Here is an 18,122-nt window from a genome sequence, read left to right as displayed (position 1 = left end):
CTGCGCAGGTCCCGCGTTCTCAGGAATGTCAGGTGCGTGTCGGAGAGGCTACGGTCGGGCACTACTGTGGTCTATGGCATCGGAATGAATCCGCTTGAAAGCTGAGGAGCGATAACGTGACTGTCCGGGTAGGCATCAACGGCTTCGGCCGTATCGGACGTAACTTCTTCCGGGCGGTGGAGGCGCAGAAGGCGCTCGGCACCACCGACATCGAGATCGTCGCGGTCAACGACCTCACCGACAACGCGACGCTGGCCACTCTGCTCAAGTACGACTCGATCCTGGGCCGGTTGCCGCAGGAGGTGTCGCTGGACGGTGACGACACCATCGTGGTCGGCGACCAGCGGATCAAGGCGCTGGCCATCAAGGAGGGCCCGTCCGCGCTGCCGTGGGGTGACCTCGGCGTCGACGTGGTCGTCGAATCCACCGGCATCTTCACCGACGCGACCAAGGCGAAGGGTCACATCGCCGCGGGCGCCAAGAAGGTCATCATCTCCGCGCCTGCCAAGGGCGAGGACCTGACCGTCGTCATGGGCGTCAACGACGACAAGTACGACGGCAGCCAGAACATCATCTCCAACGCGTCGTGCACCACCAACTGCCTCGGTCCGCTGGCGAAGGTGCTCAACGACAGCTTCGGCATCGAGCGTGGTCTGATGACCACCATCCACGCCTACACCCAGGACCAGAACCTGCAGGACGGCCCGCACGCCGACCTGCGTCGCGCCCGCGCCGCCGCGCTGAACATCGTGCCTACCGGCACCGGCGCCGCGAAGGCCATCGGCCTGGTGCTCCCGGAGCTCAACGGCAAACTCGACGGCTACGCGCTGCGCGTCCCGGTCCCGACGGGCTCGGTCACCGACCTCACCGTGACCCTGAGCAAGTCGGCCTCGATCGATGACATCAACGCCGCCTACAAGGCCGCCGCCGAAGGTGCGCTGAAGGGCATCCTGAAGTACAACGTGGACCCGATCGTGTCCAGCGACATCGTCACCGACCCGCACTCGTGCATCTACGACGCGCCGCTGATCAAGACCATCGATGACCAGGTGAAGGTCGTCGGCTGGTACGACAACGAGTGGGGCTACTCCAACCGCCTGGCCGACCTCATCGGCCTCGTCGGCAAGTCGCTCTGACGCGCATGGCAGTCAAAACACTTCAGGATCTGCTGAACGAGGGTGTCGAGGGCCGGGGCGTACTCGTGCGCTCCGACCTGAACGTCCCCCTCGACGGGAACGGCGAGATCACCGACCCGGGCCGCATCATCGCCTCGGTGCCGACGCTGCGTGCGCTGGTCGAGGCCGGCGCCAAGGTCGTCGTCACGGCGCATCTGGGCCGTCCGAAGGGCGAGCCGGATCCGAAATTCTCCCTCGCTCCGGTCGCGGTGAAGCTGGCCGAGCTGCTCGGCCGCAATGTCCAGTTGGCCGGTGACGTCGTCGGCTACGACGCGCTGTCGCGCTCGGAGGGCCTCACCGACGGCGATGTGCTGCTGCTGGAGAATGTGCGCTTCGATGCGCGCGAAACCAGCAAGGACGATGCCGAGCGGACCAAGCTGGCGGCGGCGCTGGTCGAACTGGTCGGCGATGACGGCGCGTTCGTCTCCGACGGCTTCGGTGTGGTGCACCGCAAGCAGGCCTCGGTCTACGACGTGGCGAAGCTGCTGCCGCATTACGCGGGCACGCTGGTCGCCGCCGAGGTCGAGGTGCTGGCGAAGCTGACCGAGAACTCGGAGCGCCCGTACGCGGTTGTGCTCGGCGGTTCCAAGGTCTCCGACAAGCTGGCCGTCATCGAGGCACTCGCCCCCAAGGTCGACACCCTGGTTATCGGCGGCGGCATGTGCTTCACCTTCCTTGCCGCACAGGGCCTTTCAGTCGGCGCCTCGCTGCTGCAGGAGGAGATGATCGAGACCTGTAAGGGGCTGCTGGAGCGCTACGGGGACGTCATCCATCTGCCGCGCGATATCGTCGTCGCGAATAAGTTCGCGGCCGACGCGGACTCGAAGGTGGTGCCCGCCAACGAGATTCCGGACGGCTGGCTCGGCCTCGATATCGGTCCCGAGTCGGTGGACCGGTTCGCAGCACTGCTCACCGAGGCGAAGACGGTGTTCTGGAACGGCCCGATGGGCGTGTTCGAGTTCGAGAACTTCGCCGCGGGTACCCGGGGTGTTGCCGAGGCGATCGTGACCGCGACAGGCAAGGGTGCCTTCACCGTTGTCGGCGGAGGCGATTCGGCCGCGGCCGTGCGCGCGCTCGGCCTGCCCGAGGACGGTTTCTCGCACATCTCCACCGGTGGCGGGGCATCCCTGGAATACCTCGAGGGCAAGGAACTGCCCGGTATCGCGGTACTGGAGGACTGAACCATGGCACGCAAACCGCTCATCGCGGGCAACTGGAAGATGAACCTCAACCACCTCGAGGCCATCGCCCTGGTGCAGAAGATCGCCTTCGCGCTGCCGGAGAAGTACTTCGCCAAGGTCGACGTCGCGGTGATTCCGCCGTTCACCGACATCCGCAGCGTGCAGACCCTCGTCGAGGGTGACAAGCTGCTGCTCACCTATGGTGCGCAGGATGTTTCGACGCACGATGAGGGCGCGTACACCGGCGAGATCAGCGCTGCCATGCTGGCGAAGCTCGGCTGCACCTTCGCGGTCGTCGGCCATTCGGAACGGCGGCAGTACCACTCCGAGGACGACGCCACCGTGCTGGCCAAGGCCAAGCAGGCGCTGAAGTACGGGATCACCCCGATCGTGTGCATCGGCGAGGGTCTCAATGTCCGCGAGGCGAAGACCCATGTCGAGTACAACCTCGAGCAGTTGCGTGGTTCGCTCAAAGGTCTGACGGCCGAAGAGATTTCGAAGATCGTCATCGCCTACGAGCCGGTCTGGGCCATCGGCACCGGTAAGGTCGCCACCCCCGCCGACGCGCAGGAAGTCTGCGGTGCGATTCGCGCGGAGCTCGTCGAACTGGCCTCGCCCGAGGTCGCGGCGGGTGTGCGGGTGCTCTACGGCGGTTCGGTGAATGCCAAGAACGTCGGCGAGTTGGTGGCGCAGACCGATATCGACGGCGCGCTTGTCGGCGGTGCGTCGCTCAAGGGCGACGAATTCGCCACGCTGTCCGCGATTGCCGCGGGTGGTCCGCTGCCCTGACGGGTGAACGTTCGAATCAGCCCGGTAGCACGCTCGAGCGCGTGTTGCCGGGCTGATTTGCGTCGGGCCTTCCCGCTCGGGGCGAGGCATACCGGCGCCCGGGGATGCGATGCTGTTCGAGTCTCTGATCCGTAGGCCGACAAGGACTTTCACGTGAGATCAACGAAGGCGCGCGCACTCGTGACGGTTGCGCTCATGGCGTTCACCGCGTTCGGGGCCGGATGCTCCGACGATGCGGGTGGTACCGCGGACAATCCGATCAAGAGCGATATCACCTCGCGCTGGCATTGGATTGGATGATCGGCAAGACGGGCAACAACTTCATGCAGGAGGAGGCCGAGGGGACCTTCGGCGGCAAGCCGTACTACCGGCTCGGCACGCTCGGCTATTCGCCGACCGACGACCGCTACGAATGGTAGACGGTGGACAGCGTGACGCCGATGATGATGACCTACAAGGGCGCCAAGGCCAGCGGCAGCGCCGCCGACATCGAGGTGGCGGGGGAGTTCACCGATCCGGGTGTGCTCGGTCCGCAATTCGTCGGCAAGACGATTCCGATGCGGACGGTGCTCGAGCTGGAGTCGGCCGATCGGGTGACCATGGAGCTCTACTTCGCCCCGCCCGGGGAGGCGGAGCGGATTGCGGACCGGGTGATCCTGACGCGGAAGTAGTTGGGATCAGAGGTGATTCACGATGAAACCGCTGGCGGTGAGTGCCAGCTCGAGTGGCTCGTCGTGCGGGTCCATCGAGATCTCCGCAGTCCGCACGCCCGGATAATGCACATGTAACCGGTACAGGGTGCCGCGCAGGAGGTGGGCGAGTTCGGCGGGCTGCTTGGTGGCGTGCACGATGTACAGCCTGGCAGTGGTACCGGAAATGCCGACCGAGCATTCGGCCAGGAGTGCGCCGTCGGGGTCGATGAAGCCCAAAGTGAAGGTGGTGTGCAGGAATTCGTCGCGCGCAGCGAGTAGCGCGGCGACGGTATCCATATCCAAGCCGCCGTGTTCGGTGCGGCGGATGCGGCCCGCGGCGGTGTAGAGCTCGGCGTAGCGGACGAGGGTTACCGGGGACGGCGGCGCGGGCAGCTTCTCGATGTGGGCGGATGGAAGATCTGGCCACGGGCCGATCTCGGTATGCCAGGTGCGTTTGCGGTCCGGGTGGCGGAGATCCGGTGTGCGGGAGGCGTTTTGGTTCACGGCTGTGCCGCGCGCAGGGTCAGGCCGAAGCCGTTGGTATTGCGCAGGATCAGCGTGTCCGCGTCGATGGTCGCTGTTGTCTTGCCATCGAGGGCCTTCAGCACCGCCTGCTCGACCTCCATGATCTCCGGCGCGCACGCCATCCTCGTGGTGCCGATCTGGAACGTGACGTCCGGACCGTTGGCGGTGGGCGATGCGGTCGCGTGGCCGGTCATGCGATTGCATCCGGCGCTTCCGGCGATCCCACCGTCCGCCGTGATGGTGAGCGTCGGCTTCACATCGTCCAGCGTCTGGGAACGGATCTGCGCATCGGGCGTCATCAGGGCGGAGACGATCCATGTCGTGCCGATGAGCGGTTTGTCGGGCTGGGCGACCTTCTTGTCCAGCAACGTGACCGTTGTTTCCTTTCCGGTCAGCGTCAGTGTCGAATCCTCGACCCGCCATTTGGGCAGCGACGTCAGCACCTTGTCCTGCCAGCTATCGGCCTGGCTCCGTTCATCCGGACAGGCCACCAGGGTGCTCGAGAGCGTGCCGACATGCAGGATCCCATCGGTCAGATCCACCGTGCCATCGGCCGTATTGCAGCCGGAGTTCGCCGAGATCTTGCCATCGGTAAAGGCGAGCGTCATCGGTCCGCCGCCCGGAATCTGCTGCCCCTCGACCCCGATCGAGACAAATGTGCGCCCCATCGGCGACCTTGCCGGTTGGTTCTCCTTCTCATCGTCCCCCGAACATCCGGCTATCAGAGCGGCCGCCATAGCCAGAAGAATCCCGACGCGCACCGTTGTAGCCGACATGTAGCCGATGGTACGGGCGTTGCCGCTGGAAACCGTGCAATTCAGCTGGTCGCTGCGGCGGGTGCGACCGTCGAAACAGGTAGTGGGTTACTCATGCCGGTGTGTCGGGGCTGGGCGCAGACTTGGTTCCGGGGCAAGGATCGATGCGCGGCGATCCGCGTTTCGGAGAGGCGGTTATGAGAAGTGAGGCGCGAGCGTTTCTTGTCGCGGTGGCCGCGGCGGGTGTGCTCGGCGCGGTGACGGTACCGATGGCGGTGTCGGCGCCTACGACAACCACACCTGCGCCGACGACATCTTCGCCGACCACATCTTCGACAACCGCAGGACAGGCGGGACCGTGCACTACGGCTCGCACGGCGGTGGGGGAGACTTGCCCGCGTTCCGATCCCACTTTCGACGTCGCGCCAACCCGCGCGGAACGCGGCACACAGATCGCAGTGAACGGCACCTACTGGCCGTGTACTGTGGTTCGGCTTACCCCGAGCTGGTCCGGTTCGCCGCAGAACGCGTCGGTCACCCAGGGGACGTTCGCCACTTCCATTGCCGTGTCCAATCAGGCCGCAACCGGCCCGCAGACGATCAGCGCGGCCTGTGGCGAGGCATCTGCGGTCCGGCAGATCACGATCGCCCCTCGCTCCGGCACGACCGCCTCCACGACCACCAAGCCGATCCCGATGACCACCAAGCCGATCACGACGACCACCACACAAGCAGCTGTCGCGCAAACATCCGACACGCCGACCGCGGGGTCAGCGGTGGACAATCGGCAGCGGGGCAACCACTTCGGTGCAGTGTTGGGAACCGGCATGTTTCTCCTCGTCGTCGGTGTGGCGACGCTGGCACTGCGCCCGTGGCGTAGGCTGCCGCTCGGTCGCGCGTGACGAGGTCGTAGTCATCAGATCCGCACCAATGGCGAACGGCACGTAGTTCGACCCGTAGCTATGCTCGGGCCAGTGACCACTGCTGATGCGACGACACCTTTATCCACCTGGGCGCCGTTACGGTCGCGAATCTATCGGGCGCTCTGGATCGCGCAGCTGGTCTCGAACCTGGGTACCTGGATGCAAACCGTTGGGGCGCAGTGGATTCTGGTCGATGCGCCCAATGCCGCGACGTTGGTGGCATTCGTGCAGACGGCGACGACATTGCCGGTGATGCTGTTGTCGATTCCGTCGGGGGTGTTGGCGGATCTGTTGGATCGGCGCAGGTTGCTGGTCGGGGCGCAGTCGGCGATGGCGGTGTTGGCGGCGGTGCTCGCGGTGTCGACGGCGACCGGGCACACCACTCCGGGCGTGCTGTTGACGTTGCTGTTCCTGCTCGGATGCGGGCAGGCGTTGACGGCGCCCTCTTGGCAGGCGATTCAGCCGGAACTCGTTGCGCGCGAACAGATCCCGTCCGCCGCGGCGCTGGGCAGTATGAATATCAATATCGGGCGCGCGGTCGGGCCCGCCATCGCGGGCGTACTGGTCTCCGTGTCCGGGCCGACGCTGGTGTTCGCGCTGAACGCGGTGTCGTTCGTCGGCATCGTGGCGGTGCTGCTCAGCTGGCGAAGACCGGCGAAGGAACGGAAGCTGCCCAGTGAACGTCCGCTGGCGGCGCTGCAGGCGGGCACCCGGTTCATTCGCGCCGCGCCCGCGATCCGGCGGGTGCTGCTGCGCTCGATTCTGTTCATCGCGCCGGCGAGCGCGGTGTGGGCGCTGCTTCCGGTGATCGCCCGCGACGAACTCGGCTTGTCCTCATCGGGCTACGGCCTGCTGCTCGGCGCGCTCGGGCTCGGCGCGGTGACGGGTGCGGTCGGCTTGGGGCAGGTCCGTGCCCTGCTGACACCCACGCAGCGCTTGACCGCGGCAGCGATCCTGTTCGGCATCGCCTCGGCGGGTGCGGCGGTGCTGCACAGCGTGCCGGTGGTGCTGGTGCTGCTGGTCGGGGCCGGATTCGCCTGGCTGCTCGCGATGTCGACGATGAACTCGACCATGCAATTGCTGCTGCCCGCATGGGTGCGGGCGCGCGGGTTGTCGGTGTACATGCTGGTGTTCATGGGCGGTCAGGCGCTCGGTTCGCTGGTGTGGGGTCTGGTCGCCGGCGCGGTGGGTCCGGTGGCCGCACTGCTGGCGGCGGCGGTGCTGTTGGCAGGTTCCGCGCTGAGTTCGGTCTGGCTGCCGATCCGCCACAACGCGGAGGAGGTGGATCTGAGCCCGAGCGTCTTCTGGCCGGAACCGCAGCTCGTGGTCGAACCGGATCCCGAGGACGGGCCGGTGCTGGTGTTGCGCACCTACGATGTCCCGCCGGAGAAGATCGACGAATTCCTGGCCGCGATGGTGTTCGTCGGCCGGTCCATGCAGCGCACCGGCGCGATGGAATGGCGGCTGTACCGCGACGTCGGGGTGATCGATCGCTATGTCGAGGCCTTCGTGGTGCGCTCCTGGTCGGAGCATATGCACCAGCATCAGGTGCGGCTGACCGCTCAGGACCAACTGCGCGAACGGGCCGTCGCGGAGTTCATGATCGGCCAGGACACCGCCACGCACCTGGTTGCGGTAGACACACCGTAGGTCGTGTCGAGCCGGGGTGATTATGCGGGTACCGACCCGCACCCATAGACTGTCCGGCATGCGGATGTTCCTGGATATCCTCCTGATCGTCACCAGCGTGCTGCTGGTGCTGCTGGTGCTGCTGCACCGCGCCAAGGGTGGAGGTCTGTCCAGCTTGTTTGGTGGCGGCGTGCAGTCCAGCCTGTCGGGTTCGACCGTCGTCGAGAAGAACCTCGACCGCATCACCATCTTCACCGGTTTGATCTGGCTCATCGCCATCCTCGGCATCGGCCTGGAGATCAAGTTCGCCTGAGTTGCCCGGCGACGATGACGGCTGCCGCTGTCGCCGCCGCCAGCACGAGGGTCGCGATTACGAAGGCCATCGCATAGCCGTCGCCGATTACCGGTGCGACGACCAGCGGACCCAGCATCTGCCCCGCGCCGTAGACCGCGGTGAGTGTGGCCGCGGCCCGATGGTCGGTCAATTCGATGCCGATCTGGATCGCGAGCATGCAGATGCCCATGAACGTCCCACCGAACAGTGCCGCCGCGATAACCGCCGACCACATGGTCGTCGACCAGGCGAGCAAAGCCGACGAGGCGCACTGCGCGAGCAGCGCGAAGACCAGGGCGGTTGTCGGTGTCCAGCGATGTGCGGCAAGGCTCCAGAGCACCGCCGGTGCGGCGGCCGCGCCGACGATCACCCACATCGCCGAGCCCACGGTCGCGTTGTGTGCGCCGACGGCGGCGACCAAGAAGGTGCCGATCACGATATAGCCGACGCCTTCGAGCGAGTAGGAGATGAGCAGCGCGCGCCAAGCCGTGCTTTTCCGTTTCGCGTGGACCACCTCGGCACTCCGCCCGTCGTGAATATCCAGTCGGAAGGCGGGCAGCAGTAGTAAGGCGGTCAAACCGGCGGCACCGAGCCACATGCCCTGCCAGGACAAGACCGGCTGCGCGGCCAACGCGAGCAATCCAGTGAGCGCGATACCGAACCCGACCCCGCCGAAGGCGATGCCCGCAGCGTGCGCGCGGCCACCGAGCCGAGCGATCGCGCCCGCGCACCCGACGAATATCACCGCGCTGGCCAAGCCCGCGATGAATCGCAGCAGCGCGGGGATCACGGTCGGGCCGGGCAATACGACCAATGCTTCGCTGACCACCAGGACCACGGCCGAAATGCGAAAGATATTGCGGCTGTTCATCTCCGGACGGCGCGCGAGCAGCACCGCGCCCACCAGATAGCCCGCGTAGTTGGCGGCGGCGATGAGCGCGCCATCGTGGGCGTCGATGCGGTGCGCGTCCACCATCGCGGGCAGCATCGGTGTGTAGGCGAAGCGCCCGACACCGACGGCGCCTGCGAGGCCCGCACCTGCGGCTAGTGCCGGTGCCAGGGCGCGGCGCGGGGTGTCGAGGAGAGCTGATGCGGTCACAAGATCCGACGGTATGGCCCGCTGACAAGCCTGTGAAATGCTTTCTGCGCACGATGTATACGCTCGACGCATGGATATCGAGCTGCGGCACCTGCGGGCATACGTCGCGCTCTGCGAGGAAGCGAACTACACCCGCGCCGCCGCCCGGCTGCACCTCAGCCAGCCCGCGCTGACCCGAACCATCCAGCAGTTGGAGGGCCTGGTCGAATGCCGGTTGATCGAGCGCACGTCCCGGCGCTTCGAGCTGACCGAAGAGGGAGCCGAGTTGCTCGAACACAGCATGCGCATCATCGGCGATATCGAGACCGTCCAGGCGGATCTGCGCATGCGCGCCACGATCGAGGTCGGATTCTCCTGGCTGCTGCCCGATGCCTGGTTCGCCGCGATCCGCACCCGTTACGAGGCGCTCGGCGGCGGGATTTCGCTACGCCGCGTGGAGGATCCGATGGCGGCACTGGACGACCGCTCGATCGATATCGCCATCCACCGCAACGATATCTGGCTGCCGCACCATCTCGAATCCCGCGAAATAGGTTCGGAGCAGCGGGTGCTGGCGGTTTCGGTGCATTCGCCGCTGGCAACCGCGGGCGAGTTGCGCTGGGCCGATCTCGGACACTTTCCGCTGGTGGCCAATACCGTTTCCGGCACAACCAATGCTGAATCATGGGACGCTCCCGATCCGAACCGCACTGTCATCACCTGCACGAATTTCGACGAATGGATCGAACTCGTCGTGGCGGAACGCGGTATCGGTATCGTGCCGGTGCTGGCGCGCACTCGTGCACCGCATCCGGGTGTGGTCTATGTCGACATCGTGGATGCGCCGCGCTCGCATATCTATCTGACCTGGCGGGCCAAGCCGACGCCGTTGCGGTCGGTGCAGCGCTTCCTGAGCCTGGTCTGAATCTCAGTCGTTGCGCGGGATGCGGCCATCGACGTCGGTGAAACCGTATTCTTCGGCGAGATCCGCTATGCGCCAAGCCGATCCGGAGCGTTGGCTGCGGTCCGGATCGGCGGCCAGTGCGACGACAGCGCGGCCCGGAAAGCGGGGGGATTCGGCGTTGTCGAGGTCGTAGGTGCCCTCACCTGGCAGCGTAACGACGCGGCGGCCGTCCCTATCGCGTGGAACCATTTGCAGCAGTTCGGTGTCGACGATTCCGGGCCACAGCGAGACCACCGTGACGCCCGAGTCGGCGAGATCGTCGGCCATATCCGAGGTGAGCCGGTCCAGCGCGGCCTTGGCGACGCCGTAAACCGCGTTGTGCATATAGCGCTCGGCGCCGGGGGAGGAGATATTGGCGATCAGGCCCGCCGTTTCGATCAGCAGGGGAGCGGCGAAAGCGCTTGCGACGTAATGTGATCGGAGGCCGACGTCGAATGTCTCATCCCAAGCCTGCGGCGGCACCTCCCAGAACGGTTTGCCCAGCCAACGCGCGGCAGCGGGGGCGTTGTAGACGTTGTTCACCAGCACATCGAGTCGTCCGTGCTCGTTGCGGATCCGCTCGAATAGTCGCTCGACCGCATCGTCGTCGCGGTGATCGCAGACCACCGGAACCCCGACGCCGCCGAGCAGGTCGATCTCGGCCGCGGTCGCGTGCACGGTCCCCGGCAGGCGTCCCGGTGCGGCCGAGCGCCCGGTAACGAAGACGGTGGCGCCCGCCGCGCCCAACTCCAGCGCGATGCCCTTGCCGATGCCGCGGCTCGCGCCGGTCACCACTGCGACCCGGCCGCCTAGAACCTGAGGTATTCCGTTCACGATCCCGGGACATTACCGTGAAACAAGAACACGTTCTAGCAATTGGAGGCCGTAGTGGAATTGATCCATCGGTTCGTTACGAGCAACGGCATTCGCATGCATGTCGCCGAGCAGGGCGAGGGGCATCCGGTGATCTTCTGCCACGGCTTTCCGCATACCTGGTTCATGTGGCATCGCCAGCTCGCGGCCGTCGCCGCGGCGGGTTACCGGGCCGTTGCGCCGGATTTGCGCGGATATGGGCGCACGGATGTGCCTACCGATATCGAGGACTACAGCAACCGCGCTGTCATCGGCGATCTGCTCGGCCTGCTGGACGAGATGGGTGTCGAGCAGGCGGTCTTCGTCGGTCTGGACTTCGGGGCCGCGCTGGTGTGGGAGCTGGCGTTGCGCGCGCCGGAGCGGGTGAGCGGTGTCATCGTGCTCAATAATCCGTTCGCCCCGCGGCCACCACGCGCGCCATCGCAGCTGTGGGCCAAGGCCGCTCAGCGTCACTTCCTGCATCTGGACTATTTCCAGAAGCCTGGCGTGGCCGATGCCGAACTGGGCGGCCGCACAAGGGAATTCCTGGCTCGCGTCTACTACTCGCTCAGCGCCGACTACCACTATCTCGACACTTGGCGCTTCCCGGCCGAGGGCACCGGCTACCTCGACGTTCTCCCCGAAGCCCCGCTGCTGCCGTGGCGCTGGCTCTCCATCGCCGAATTCGACACCCTGGCACAGGATTTCGAGCACACCGGCTTCACCGGCGGTCTCAACTGGTACCGGGTGCTCGATCGGAACTGGGAACTCACCGCCGAATTCGCCGACGCCGAGATCTCCGTTCCGACGTATTTCCTCTACGGTGACCGAGACCCGGATATGGAGGGCTTCAGCGGGCGCGACCCGCTCGCAACTCTGCGTGCGAACGTTCCCGATCTGCGCGCCGTCACCAAGATCGCGGACGCGGGTCACCTCGTGCAGTTGGAACGCACCGAGGAGGTCAACGCTTTGATCACGAGCCACCTGCGTGACCTGGTCCCGAATCCGGCCCTCACGCAATAGCCGGTCAGCGGTATTCGTTGGTCAATTCGGGGTAATCGGCCCAGCTGGGGAGGGGGCGTCGGTCCAGGTAGGCGGTGAGTCGATCCAGCAGGTACTGCCAGCGCGGGCCGACCGAGGAGGCGTCGGCGGGGCAGATGTGGCGGCGGATCAGTTCGAGATTGGTGACGACGCCCACCTGGGTCATATGCATTTCGAGGATGCCGCCATCGATATGGATCACCAGATCATGTGGTGCGCGGCAGTCTTCGACACGGATTGCGATGGGGCCGGGGACCGGACCGTCGAACGGTTCGATGGTCAGGTTGCCATTGCCCCCGGTGACCTTGCCGAACCAGCGATCCAATTGCCTGCGTTCGGCGCAGGCGGACCATACGTCGAGTACGGGCATGCGGAACGACCGCAGGAAGTGCAGTAGCACCCGGCCCTCCTCGATCGCCCGATCGTGTTCGGGTCGTACCTCGCCGAGCATGGACATCGTGGTCATAGCCGTGCCCTTTCGCCGCTGGTCACCGTATGTCCACTGTATTTCCCCGGTGGCGCCCCCGAATCGGATTCGCCGGAAGTCGGCTACCGCGTGTCGGATCGTCGGCGCCACCGGGATAGATCTCAGGCCGCGATGAATCGCGTGCAATCGAATTCGTTGTTCAGCACACCCTGTCGAAAGGCATCGAACTCATCCTCGTCGAACAGTAGTTCCACGCCATCGATCGGCTGGGGAATGGCGGCGCGGAAAACATATCCGCCGTCGCGGCGCGATATCGCCAGATACCGATCTTCGACGTGACCCGCCCGCATTCCGGCCTGGAAAGCGTCGAACTGCTCATCGGTGAAGACGAGAATTTCCTGGTCGCGCAACGACATTCCGGGCGTGTAGCGTTCGTCGGCGAGCTTGTCGTCCCAGACCGCAGTCCACCCGTTCTTGCGTGCGATGCACACGCAATTCTGGTTGGGTGAGCTGAAGGTCGCCTTGCGGAATTCGGCGACGGTGAAGGTGGGCTGCGTCATTGCATGTCCTTTCAACAGTAGAGCAGGAGCCGCACGGGGTTGGCAGACCCGTTGCTCGTCCTTCAAGGCTTATAGCCAACGGCGGCGAAATTACACGCCCGCGCCGTATCTGCCCGGTCGACAGGTTGGTCCGGGCGCCAGTCCGGTGCGTAGGTGATACCGGGCTCGACCAGGTCCAGGCCGTCGTAGAGCGCGGTGAACTGGGCGCGGGTGCGCAAGGACACCGGATCGGAGGTCTCGTCATACAGTGCGGCGGCCGCGGCCATTTGCTGCTTGATCTCCGGACCGGCGTCGTCCAGGGACACGTGGGTCATCGCGGCATAGCTGCCCGAGGGGAGCCGGTCGCGTAGCCGCGCCATCAGCTCGTGCGGCTGGTCGGCGTCGGGCACGAACGGCCAGACGCTGACGATCAAGAGGCCGAGCGGCTGCCCGAAGTCGATCAGCCGCCGGGTATCCGGATGGTCCAGAATCAGGTCGGGATAACGCAGGTCGGCCTCGATGATGGCGGTGTTGTCGAGGGCATCGCCGTGCAGCAGGAGGTCGTGGGCGCGATTGACCGCTTCCAGATCGTTGTCGACATAGACCACGCGCGAATCCGGCGCGCATTCCCGCGCGACCTCGTGCGTATTGCCGACGGTGGGGAGTCCGGAACCGATATCGAGGAATTGCCGGATGCCCTGCTCCACCATGAATCGTGTTGCGCGGCGCAGGAATCCGCGGTTGTGATGCGCCCACACATCGAGGAACGGAAGTATTTCGAACAGTCGCTCACCGAAGATCTTGTCGACCTCGAAGACGGCTTCACCGGACAGGTAGTAGTGGTACATGCGGGCGGCGGATGGTCGGCTCGCATCAATTTCACGAGGCTCGAAGTCGGCGGACATCCGGGTGCTCCTGATTCGTCAAGTACTGGTGAATGTCTTGCGGCGCAACGATCGTGCGACGTGCTCCATGAACTTCCGGGAGTCCGCGGCGCCGAGAGCGGCGGCACTGAGCCGAGACCATACGGTTTCGCGGGCGGCCACCGCGGGTTTGTCATCGATGTAGCGGATATCGCCCTGGCTCTCCACGATCGCCATCTCGAGGTCGCCCGCGGCACCCGGCGACGGCACCCGGACCAGGGTGTACCGGTCCTCCATCCCCGCCCCGCGGGTGGTGACGGTGAATGGGAGTACCTGGATCAGGATGTTCGGCCGTCTGGACAGACTCGACAGATGTTCGAGTTGTTCGAGCATCACCTCGCGCCCGCCGTACTCGCGGCGCAGACAGGATTCGGACAGGATCGCGCGGAACTCCGGCGGGTCCGCCGCGGTCAGGACCTGTTGCCGGGCCAGCCGCGCCTGCACCGACTCCTCGACGGTGACCCGGTCGGCCACGACCGGAGTGACCGGTTCGTGTAGTGCGCGAATGTAGGACTCGCACTGGACGAGTCCCGGCATGATCTCCGCCTCGGCGGTGCGCAACAGACTGGCATGCGCCTCCAGATCGACGAGCAGCCGCAGGTCCTCGACGTAGGCGCGGCGATGGCCGGTGGTCCAGAAGCCGCGCTTGTGGTTGTCGCGGCGCAGTTCCTTGAGCGTCTCGACGTAACCGGGATCGGTGAAACCCAGTGTGGTCGTGAGGAGTTCGAGATCGCCGACGCTGATGGCCCCGACTCCGTTGATCAGCTGGTTGATTCGGCTCTGGGTCGACTCGATGATTTTGCCGGCCTCGGTCTGGCTGACACCCGCGGTGCGCACCATATGGTCGATCTCGCGTCCCAGCAACAATTTTCGCGCGGTCCGTAATCGAGTTCCCATGGCTCCCCAGCGTATCGGTCTGACGCTACTCATCCGATTCACTTCCTGGAGCGTGATAATCACGCTAGCATTACCACACCAAAGATATCACGGCACGCCGAGGCAGTGGGTGTCATCGAGGACCGTCCCCTGCGTCGCGGTTTGAGGGGGCGTCGGGGATGACGACAGCCACGAACGATCGTCGGATGGTGCGAAATGCCCAGTAGCGCAGAGACAACCGCGCAGCGCTGTCGGCACTACCAACGCGATCTGGGACTGCCCGCGGTGATAATGCCCGACACCGAGACGCGGATCATCGTGCAGACCGGACCCGTCAGTGCGGTGATGATGCCCTCGAGGCTGGCAACGGAAGTCGTCGCGGAGCAGCAGGGGCCGTTGGGGCCGGTGATCGAGCATCCGGCGTCGCGACGGTGGACCTTTCTGACCGGACCGTCCGGACCGTTTCCGGAGAGTCTGACGCCCGCGCTGCTGCGCTGGAATATCGGCGTCGCGTCGAAATACATTGTGCTGCCGTCTCCCGCTGATGAGCGGCGCGGATTTCGGCGCTGGATCCACGAGCCGCACAACAGGTTTCGGCCGTCGATGCGAGAAATCCTGGAAGCGGTGCTGCGGTTGCGGCGATAACGGTTCCAGCGGGCGCGCGGTACTCGCCGACACGAGGGGTCGGCGAGTGACGCGCGGTCCGCAACGGTTAGCGGGTAAGGAGTTTCGTGGCTGCGGATTCGATTCGGGATTCGTCGAGGAGGACGGTAGTGGCGGCCGGGCCCAAGGGGATGAAGGAGTCTTCGCTGGTTACGCGGGTTACGGGGCCGTTGAAACCGGCGTCGATCAGGGCGGTGCAGAGGGATTCGGAGACACCGCCCGTGTGGCGGGTTTCGTCGGCGATGAGGACTCGGCCGGTGGCGTGGGCGTGGTGAAGTAGGTCGTCGAGGGGGAGGGGCGAGAGCCAGCGGAGGTCGAGCACGCGGGCTCGGATGCCACGAGATGAGAGGCGTTGGGCCACACGCAGACTCATGGGGACGCCATTGGCGAAGGTGACGATGGTGAGGTCGCTGCCGTCGCCGTAGCTGCGGGCGCGGCCGATGGCGATATGGTCGGTGTCGGAAGGTGTTGCGAGCCAGGCGTTATCGCCAGGCCGGTGCAGGTCGCGGGTGTGGTAGAGGGCGATGGGTTCGAGGTAGAGGCACACGCGGCCGTCGACGCGAGCGGCGGAGACGCAGGTGCGGAGCATGGCCGCGGCATCATCGGCGCGAGCGGGGGAAGCGATGATCAAGCCCGGGATATCACGCAGTGCCGCAATGGAATTGTCGTTGTGGAAGTGGCCGCCGAACCCCTTCTGATAGCCATAACCGGCGACGCGGACAACCATCGGATTGCGGTATTGCCCCTGGGAGAAGAACGACAGTGTGGCAGCTTCCCCGCGCAACTGGTCCGCGGCATTGTGCACGTAGGCGAGGTACTGGATCTCCGGAATCGGCACGAATCCGGCGAGCCCGGCGCCCAGAGCCGTGCCCAGCACGCTCTGTTCGTCGAGCAGCGTATCGAAGACGCGGCGCACCCCGAACTGCTTCTGCAGCCCCTTGGTGACGCCGTACACGCCGCCCTTGCGGCCGACATCCTCGCCGAATACCAGGACGTCTTTGTCCCGGTCGAGCAGCGCGGCGAGCGTCTGATTGATCGCCTGCGCCAATGTCACCGAATCACCTCGTATAACTGAGTGCCCTCGACGCAAAACATCGGCCTGCACGAGGTCCGGGCGCGGCGGGGCCAGCGGTGCCATCACCGCAGCGGCAGAAGTCAATTTCGGTTCACGACAAACCAATTCGGCCATGGCGGCGACTCGGCCACCGATTTCGTCGTAGCGTGCGATGACTTCGGCCGGCGTGGCGACACCGGAAGTGACCAGGAGGCGGCCGGTTGCAACCACCGGGTCGCGGCGCAGGTCGGCGGTGATATCGGTGGGGCTGCGGTAGGCGGATTCGACATCGGATCCGGCGTGTCCCATGAGTCGTACGGTGCTCAGGTGGAGAAAGGCGGGCTTGCGGTGTTCGCGCACCCAGTCGACCACCTGGGTCGCGGTTGTCGCGACGTCGAGGAGATCGCAGCCGTCCGCGTCGAAATACTGCAGCCCGAGGCGGATGCCGTAGGACTGTTCGATCCAGCCCGGCGGGGTCGGGACGCTGATGCCGATGCCGTTGTCCTCGCATACGAACAGCAGCGGTAGTGGAACCCCTTGGTGCGCAGTGTGAATCGCGGCATTGATGGCACCGGCGGCAGTGGAGTGATTGGCCGACGCATCGCCGAAACTACAGAGCACCACCGAATCCGACGGCCATTCGCAGGTGACGCCGAGCCGAGCCGCGCGCTCGATCGCGAAGGCGAGTCCGACGGCGCGCGGCAGATGTGATGCGATGGTGGAGGTCTGCGGGATCACCGCGGCCGGTTTGCTGCCGAAAACCTTGTGACGGCCGCCGGATATCGGTTCGGTGGCAGCCGCGACCACGCCGAGCAGCACATCGCGGATCGGATCGAGACCGGGCACCTGCCTGGCCCGGTGCACGAAGAATGCCCCGGAGCGATAATGCAGCAGCGCCGGATCGGTGGGGCGCAGAGCCGCCGCAACCGCCGCATTGCCCTCGTGCCCGGACGACCCGATGCTGTAAAAGCCACGCTTGGCGCTGCCCAACCGGCGCGCCGCCAGATCGAGATGTCTACTGGTCGCCTGTGATTCGAACAGGTCCAGGCACTGGGCTCCGGTGAGCCCTACCTCCTCGAGCGGCTGTTCGACAGGACGGCTGGGCCGCGGCTCCAGCGCCGATAGCTCGGCACGGAACCGCTCCTCGAGGTCGACTCGCTGTTCGGTCACGCTGTGATCATCTCCGACAAACGCTGCTCCGGGGACGTGATTTCGGCGCCATTTCCGAAAGTATTCTGATCACCTCGGTAGTTGCGAGAAAATTCTTCGAGTACCTCGGTGTCGAATCGCGGATTTATCGGCCGCAGTCAGAAGGGTGCACAGCATCAGCCGGACTGCTCGGTCTCCTCGATCGTCTGCCGCAGCAGATTGCGCGCGGTATCCAGCTCAGCCGCCCGACGATCCAACTCCGCCAGCCGATCCCGCAACGCGGGCAACACGCTAGGACAGGCCCGCAACGCACCGTCGTCGACAGCGCACGGCAGCAACTGCCCGATCACCCGGGTCGAGAGCCCCGCCGCGAGCAATGCGCGAATCTGCCCGACACGCTGCTCGGCATCCGCGTCGTACTCGCGATACCCATTGTGGCGGCGTTCGGCCGACAGCAGCCCGACCCGCTCGTAGTACCGCAGCAGCCGCACGCTGGTGCGGGTACGGCCGGCCAGCTCACCGATCAGCATGATTTGACCTTCCCATGGTGTCAGGGATCAACACTCGAGCCCGC

General features: G+C 65.6%; 22 protein-coding genes. 12 read left to right on the top strand and 10 right to left on the bottom strand.

Annotated features, from left to right (window positions below):
• The first annotated feature begins 116 nt into the window (after positions 1-116).
• From gap to ACZ60G_RS07040, 6 genes are all read left to right on the top strand, one after another.
• The gene (gene gap, locus ACZ60G_RS07065; RefSeq protein WP_465808008.1) at positions 117-1,136 is read left to right on the top strand and encodes a type I glyceraldehyde-3-phosphate dehydrogenase; all 1,020 of its coding nucleotides are present in this window, start codon (positions 117-119) and stop codon (positions 1,134-1,136) included.
• A gap of 5 nt (positions 1,137-1,141) precedes the next feature.
• Positions 1,142-2,356, top strand: coding sequence for a phosphoglycerate kinase (locus ACZ60G_RS07060; protein ID WP_465808006.1), 1,215 nt, complete (start codon positions 1,142-1,144; stop codon positions 2,354-2,356).
• 3 nt (positions 2,357-2,359) lie between these two features.
• Positions 2,360-3,145, top strand: a complete 786-nt coding sequence (gene tpiA, locus ACZ60G_RS07055) for a triose-phosphate isomerase (protein WP_465808004.1) — start codon at positions 2,360-2,362, stop codon at positions 3,143-3,145.
• A gap of 153 nt (positions 3,146-3,298) precedes the next feature.
• A complete protein-coding gene (locus ACZ60G_RS07050; protein ID WP_465808002.1) occupies positions 3,299-3,445 on the top strand; it encodes a hypothetical protein in 147 nt (48 codons plus the stop codon).
• A complete protein-coding gene (locus tag ACZ60G_RS07045) occupies positions 3,442-3,564 on the top strand; it encodes a hypothetical protein (protein WP_465808000.1) in 123 nt (40 codons plus the stop codon). The genes ACZ60G_RS07050 and ACZ60G_RS07045 overlap by 4 nt, the downstream gene beginning before the upstream one ends.
• Before the next feature lie 21 nt (positions 3,565-3,585).
• Positions 3,586-3,816 carry a hypothetical protein gene (locus ACZ60G_RS07040; protein ID WP_465807998.1) on the top strand — a complete coding sequence of 77 codons (231 nt, stop codon included), beginning with the start codon at positions 3,586-3,588 and terminating at the stop codon, positions 3,814-3,816.
• Positions 3,817-3,822: 6 nt separating this feature from the next.
• Here ACZ60G_RS07040 and ACZ60G_RS07035 read toward each other — a convergent pair whose 3' ends face one another.
• Both ACZ60G_RS07035 and ACZ60G_RS07030 read right to left on the bottom strand, forming a co-directional pair.
• Entirely contained in the window at positions 3,823-4,341 is a 519-nt protein-coding gene (locus ACZ60G_RS07035; RefSeq protein WP_465807996.1) for a hypothetical protein, read from the bottom strand.
• Positions 4,338-5,138 (bottom strand): META domain-containing protein, encoded by an 801-nt coding sequence (locus ACZ60G_RS07030; RefSeq protein ID WP_465807994.1) that lies wholly within the window; start codon positions 5,136-5,138, stop codon positions 4,338-4,340. Before ACZ60G_RS07030 ends, ACZ60G_RS07035 begins: the two co-directional genes overlap by 4 nt.
• A gap of 176 nt (positions 5,139-5,314) precedes the next feature.
• Between ACZ60G_RS07030 and ACZ60G_RS07025 the strand changes: the two genes are divergently transcribed.
• The 3 genes from ACZ60G_RS07025 to secG are packed head-to-tail and all read left to right on the top strand — an operon-like array spanning position 5,315 to position 7,982.
• Positions 5,315-6,019: a hypothetical protein gene (locus ACZ60G_RS07025; protein WP_465807992.1), complete on the top strand. Its 705-nt coding sequence runs from the start codon at positions 5,315-5,317 to the stop codon at positions 6,017-6,019.
• 60 nt (positions 6,020-6,079) lie between these two features.
• On the top strand, positions 6,080-7,690 hold the full coding sequence (locus ACZ60G_RS07020; RefSeq protein WP_465807991.1) for an MFS transporter: 1,611 nt from the start codon (positions 6,080-6,082) through the stop codon (positions 7,688-7,690).
• Between the two features lie 58 nt (positions 7,691-7,748).
• Positions 7,749-7,982: a preprotein translocase subunit SecG gene (gene secG, locus ACZ60G_RS07015; protein WP_063043223.1), complete on the top strand. Its 234-nt coding sequence runs from the start codon at positions 7,749-7,751 to the stop codon at positions 7,980-7,982.
• Here the strand turns inward: secG and ACZ60G_RS07010 are convergent.
• Positions 7,969-9,102: a YbfB/YjiJ family MFS transporter gene (locus ACZ60G_RS07010; protein WP_465807989.1), complete on the bottom strand. Its 1,134-nt coding sequence runs from the start codon at positions 9,100-9,102 to the stop codon at positions 7,969-7,971. The genes secG and ACZ60G_RS07010 overlap by 14 nt on opposite strands.
• A 70-nt stretch (positions 9,103-9,172) precedes the next feature.
• Here ACZ60G_RS07010 and ACZ60G_RS07005 point away from each other — a divergent pair, with 70 nt between their 5' ends.
• On the top strand, positions 9,173-10,006 hold the full coding sequence (locus tag ACZ60G_RS07005; protein WP_465807987.1) for a LysR family transcriptional regulator: 834 nt from the start codon (positions 9,173-9,175) through the stop codon (positions 10,004-10,006).
• Between the two features lie 3 nt (positions 10,007-10,009).
• Here ACZ60G_RS07005 and ACZ60G_RS07000 read toward each other — a convergent pair whose 3' ends face one another.
• Positions 10,010-10,858, bottom strand: a complete 849-nt coding sequence (locus tag ACZ60G_RS07000) for an SDR family NAD(P)-dependent oxidoreductase (RefSeq protein WP_465807985.1) — start codon at positions 10,856-10,858, stop codon at positions 10,010-10,012.
• Positions 10,859-10,912: 54 nt separating this feature from the next.
• On the opposite strand from ACZ60G_RS07000, the gene ACZ60G_RS06995 reads away from it, so the two are divergent.
• Entirely contained in the window at positions 10,913-11,899 is a 987-nt protein-coding gene (locus ACZ60G_RS06995) for an alpha/beta fold hydrolase (protein WP_465807983.1), read from the top strand.
• A 4-nt stretch (positions 11,900-11,903) separates the two neighbouring features.
• Here the strand turns inward: ACZ60G_RS06995 and ACZ60G_RS06990 are convergent, their stop codons facing one another.
• The 4 genes from ACZ60G_RS06990 to ACZ60G_RS06975 form a co-directional block, all read right to left on the bottom strand.
• Complete coding sequence (locus tag ACZ60G_RS06990; protein WP_465807981.1) at positions 11,904-12,383, bottom strand: SRPBCC family protein; 480 nt, start codon at positions 12,381-12,383, stop codon at positions 11,904-11,906.
• Between the two features lie 122 nt (positions 12,384-12,505).
• Positions 12,506-12,904: a DUF397 domain-containing protein gene (locus ACZ60G_RS06985; protein ID WP_465807979.1), complete on the bottom strand. Its 399-nt coding sequence runs from the start codon at positions 12,902-12,904 to the stop codon at positions 12,506-12,508.
• A gap of 62 nt (positions 12,905-12,966) precedes the next feature.
• On the bottom strand, positions 12,967-13,788 hold the full coding sequence (locus tag ACZ60G_RS06980; RefSeq protein WP_465807977.1) for an SAM-dependent methyltransferase: 822 nt from the start codon (positions 13,786-13,788) through the stop codon (positions 12,967-12,969).
• Between the two features lie 18 nt (positions 13,789-13,806).
• On the bottom strand, positions 13,807-14,703 hold the full coding sequence (locus ACZ60G_RS06975; protein ID WP_465807975.1) for a Scr1 family TA system antitoxin-like transcriptional regulator: 897 nt from the start codon (positions 14,701-14,703) through the stop codon (positions 13,807-13,809).
• Positions 14,704-14,898: 195 nt separating this feature from the next.
• Here ACZ60G_RS06975 and ACZ60G_RS06970 point away from each other — a divergent pair, with 195 nt between their 5' ends.
• Positions 14,899-15,327: a hypothetical protein gene (locus ACZ60G_RS06970; RefSeq protein WP_465807973.1), complete on the top strand. Its 429-nt coding sequence runs from the start codon at positions 14,899-14,901 to the stop codon at positions 15,325-15,327.
• 67 nt (positions 15,328-15,394) lie between these two features.
• On the opposite strand, the gene ACZ60G_RS06965 is transcribed toward ACZ60G_RS06970, so the two are convergent.
• Positions 15,395-17,569: a thiamine pyrophosphate-dependent enzyme gene (locus ACZ60G_RS06965; protein ID WP_465807971.1), complete on the bottom strand. Its 2,175-nt coding sequence runs from the start codon at positions 17,567-17,569 to the stop codon at positions 15,395-15,397.
• A 155-nt stretch (positions 17,570-17,724) separates the two neighbouring features.
• Positions 17,725-18,078 carry a MerR family transcriptional regulator gene (locus ACZ60G_RS06960; RefSeq protein WP_465807969.1) on the bottom strand — a complete coding sequence of 118 codons (354 nt, stop codon included), beginning with the start codon at positions 18,076-18,078 and terminating at the stop codon, positions 17,725-17,727.
• Between the last annotated feature and the right edge of the window lie 44 nt (positions 18,079-18,122).

Source organism: Nocardia sp. NPDC102475, from assembly GCF_055584605.1.
This window is presented reverse-complemented; position numbering and strand designations above follow the sequence as displayed.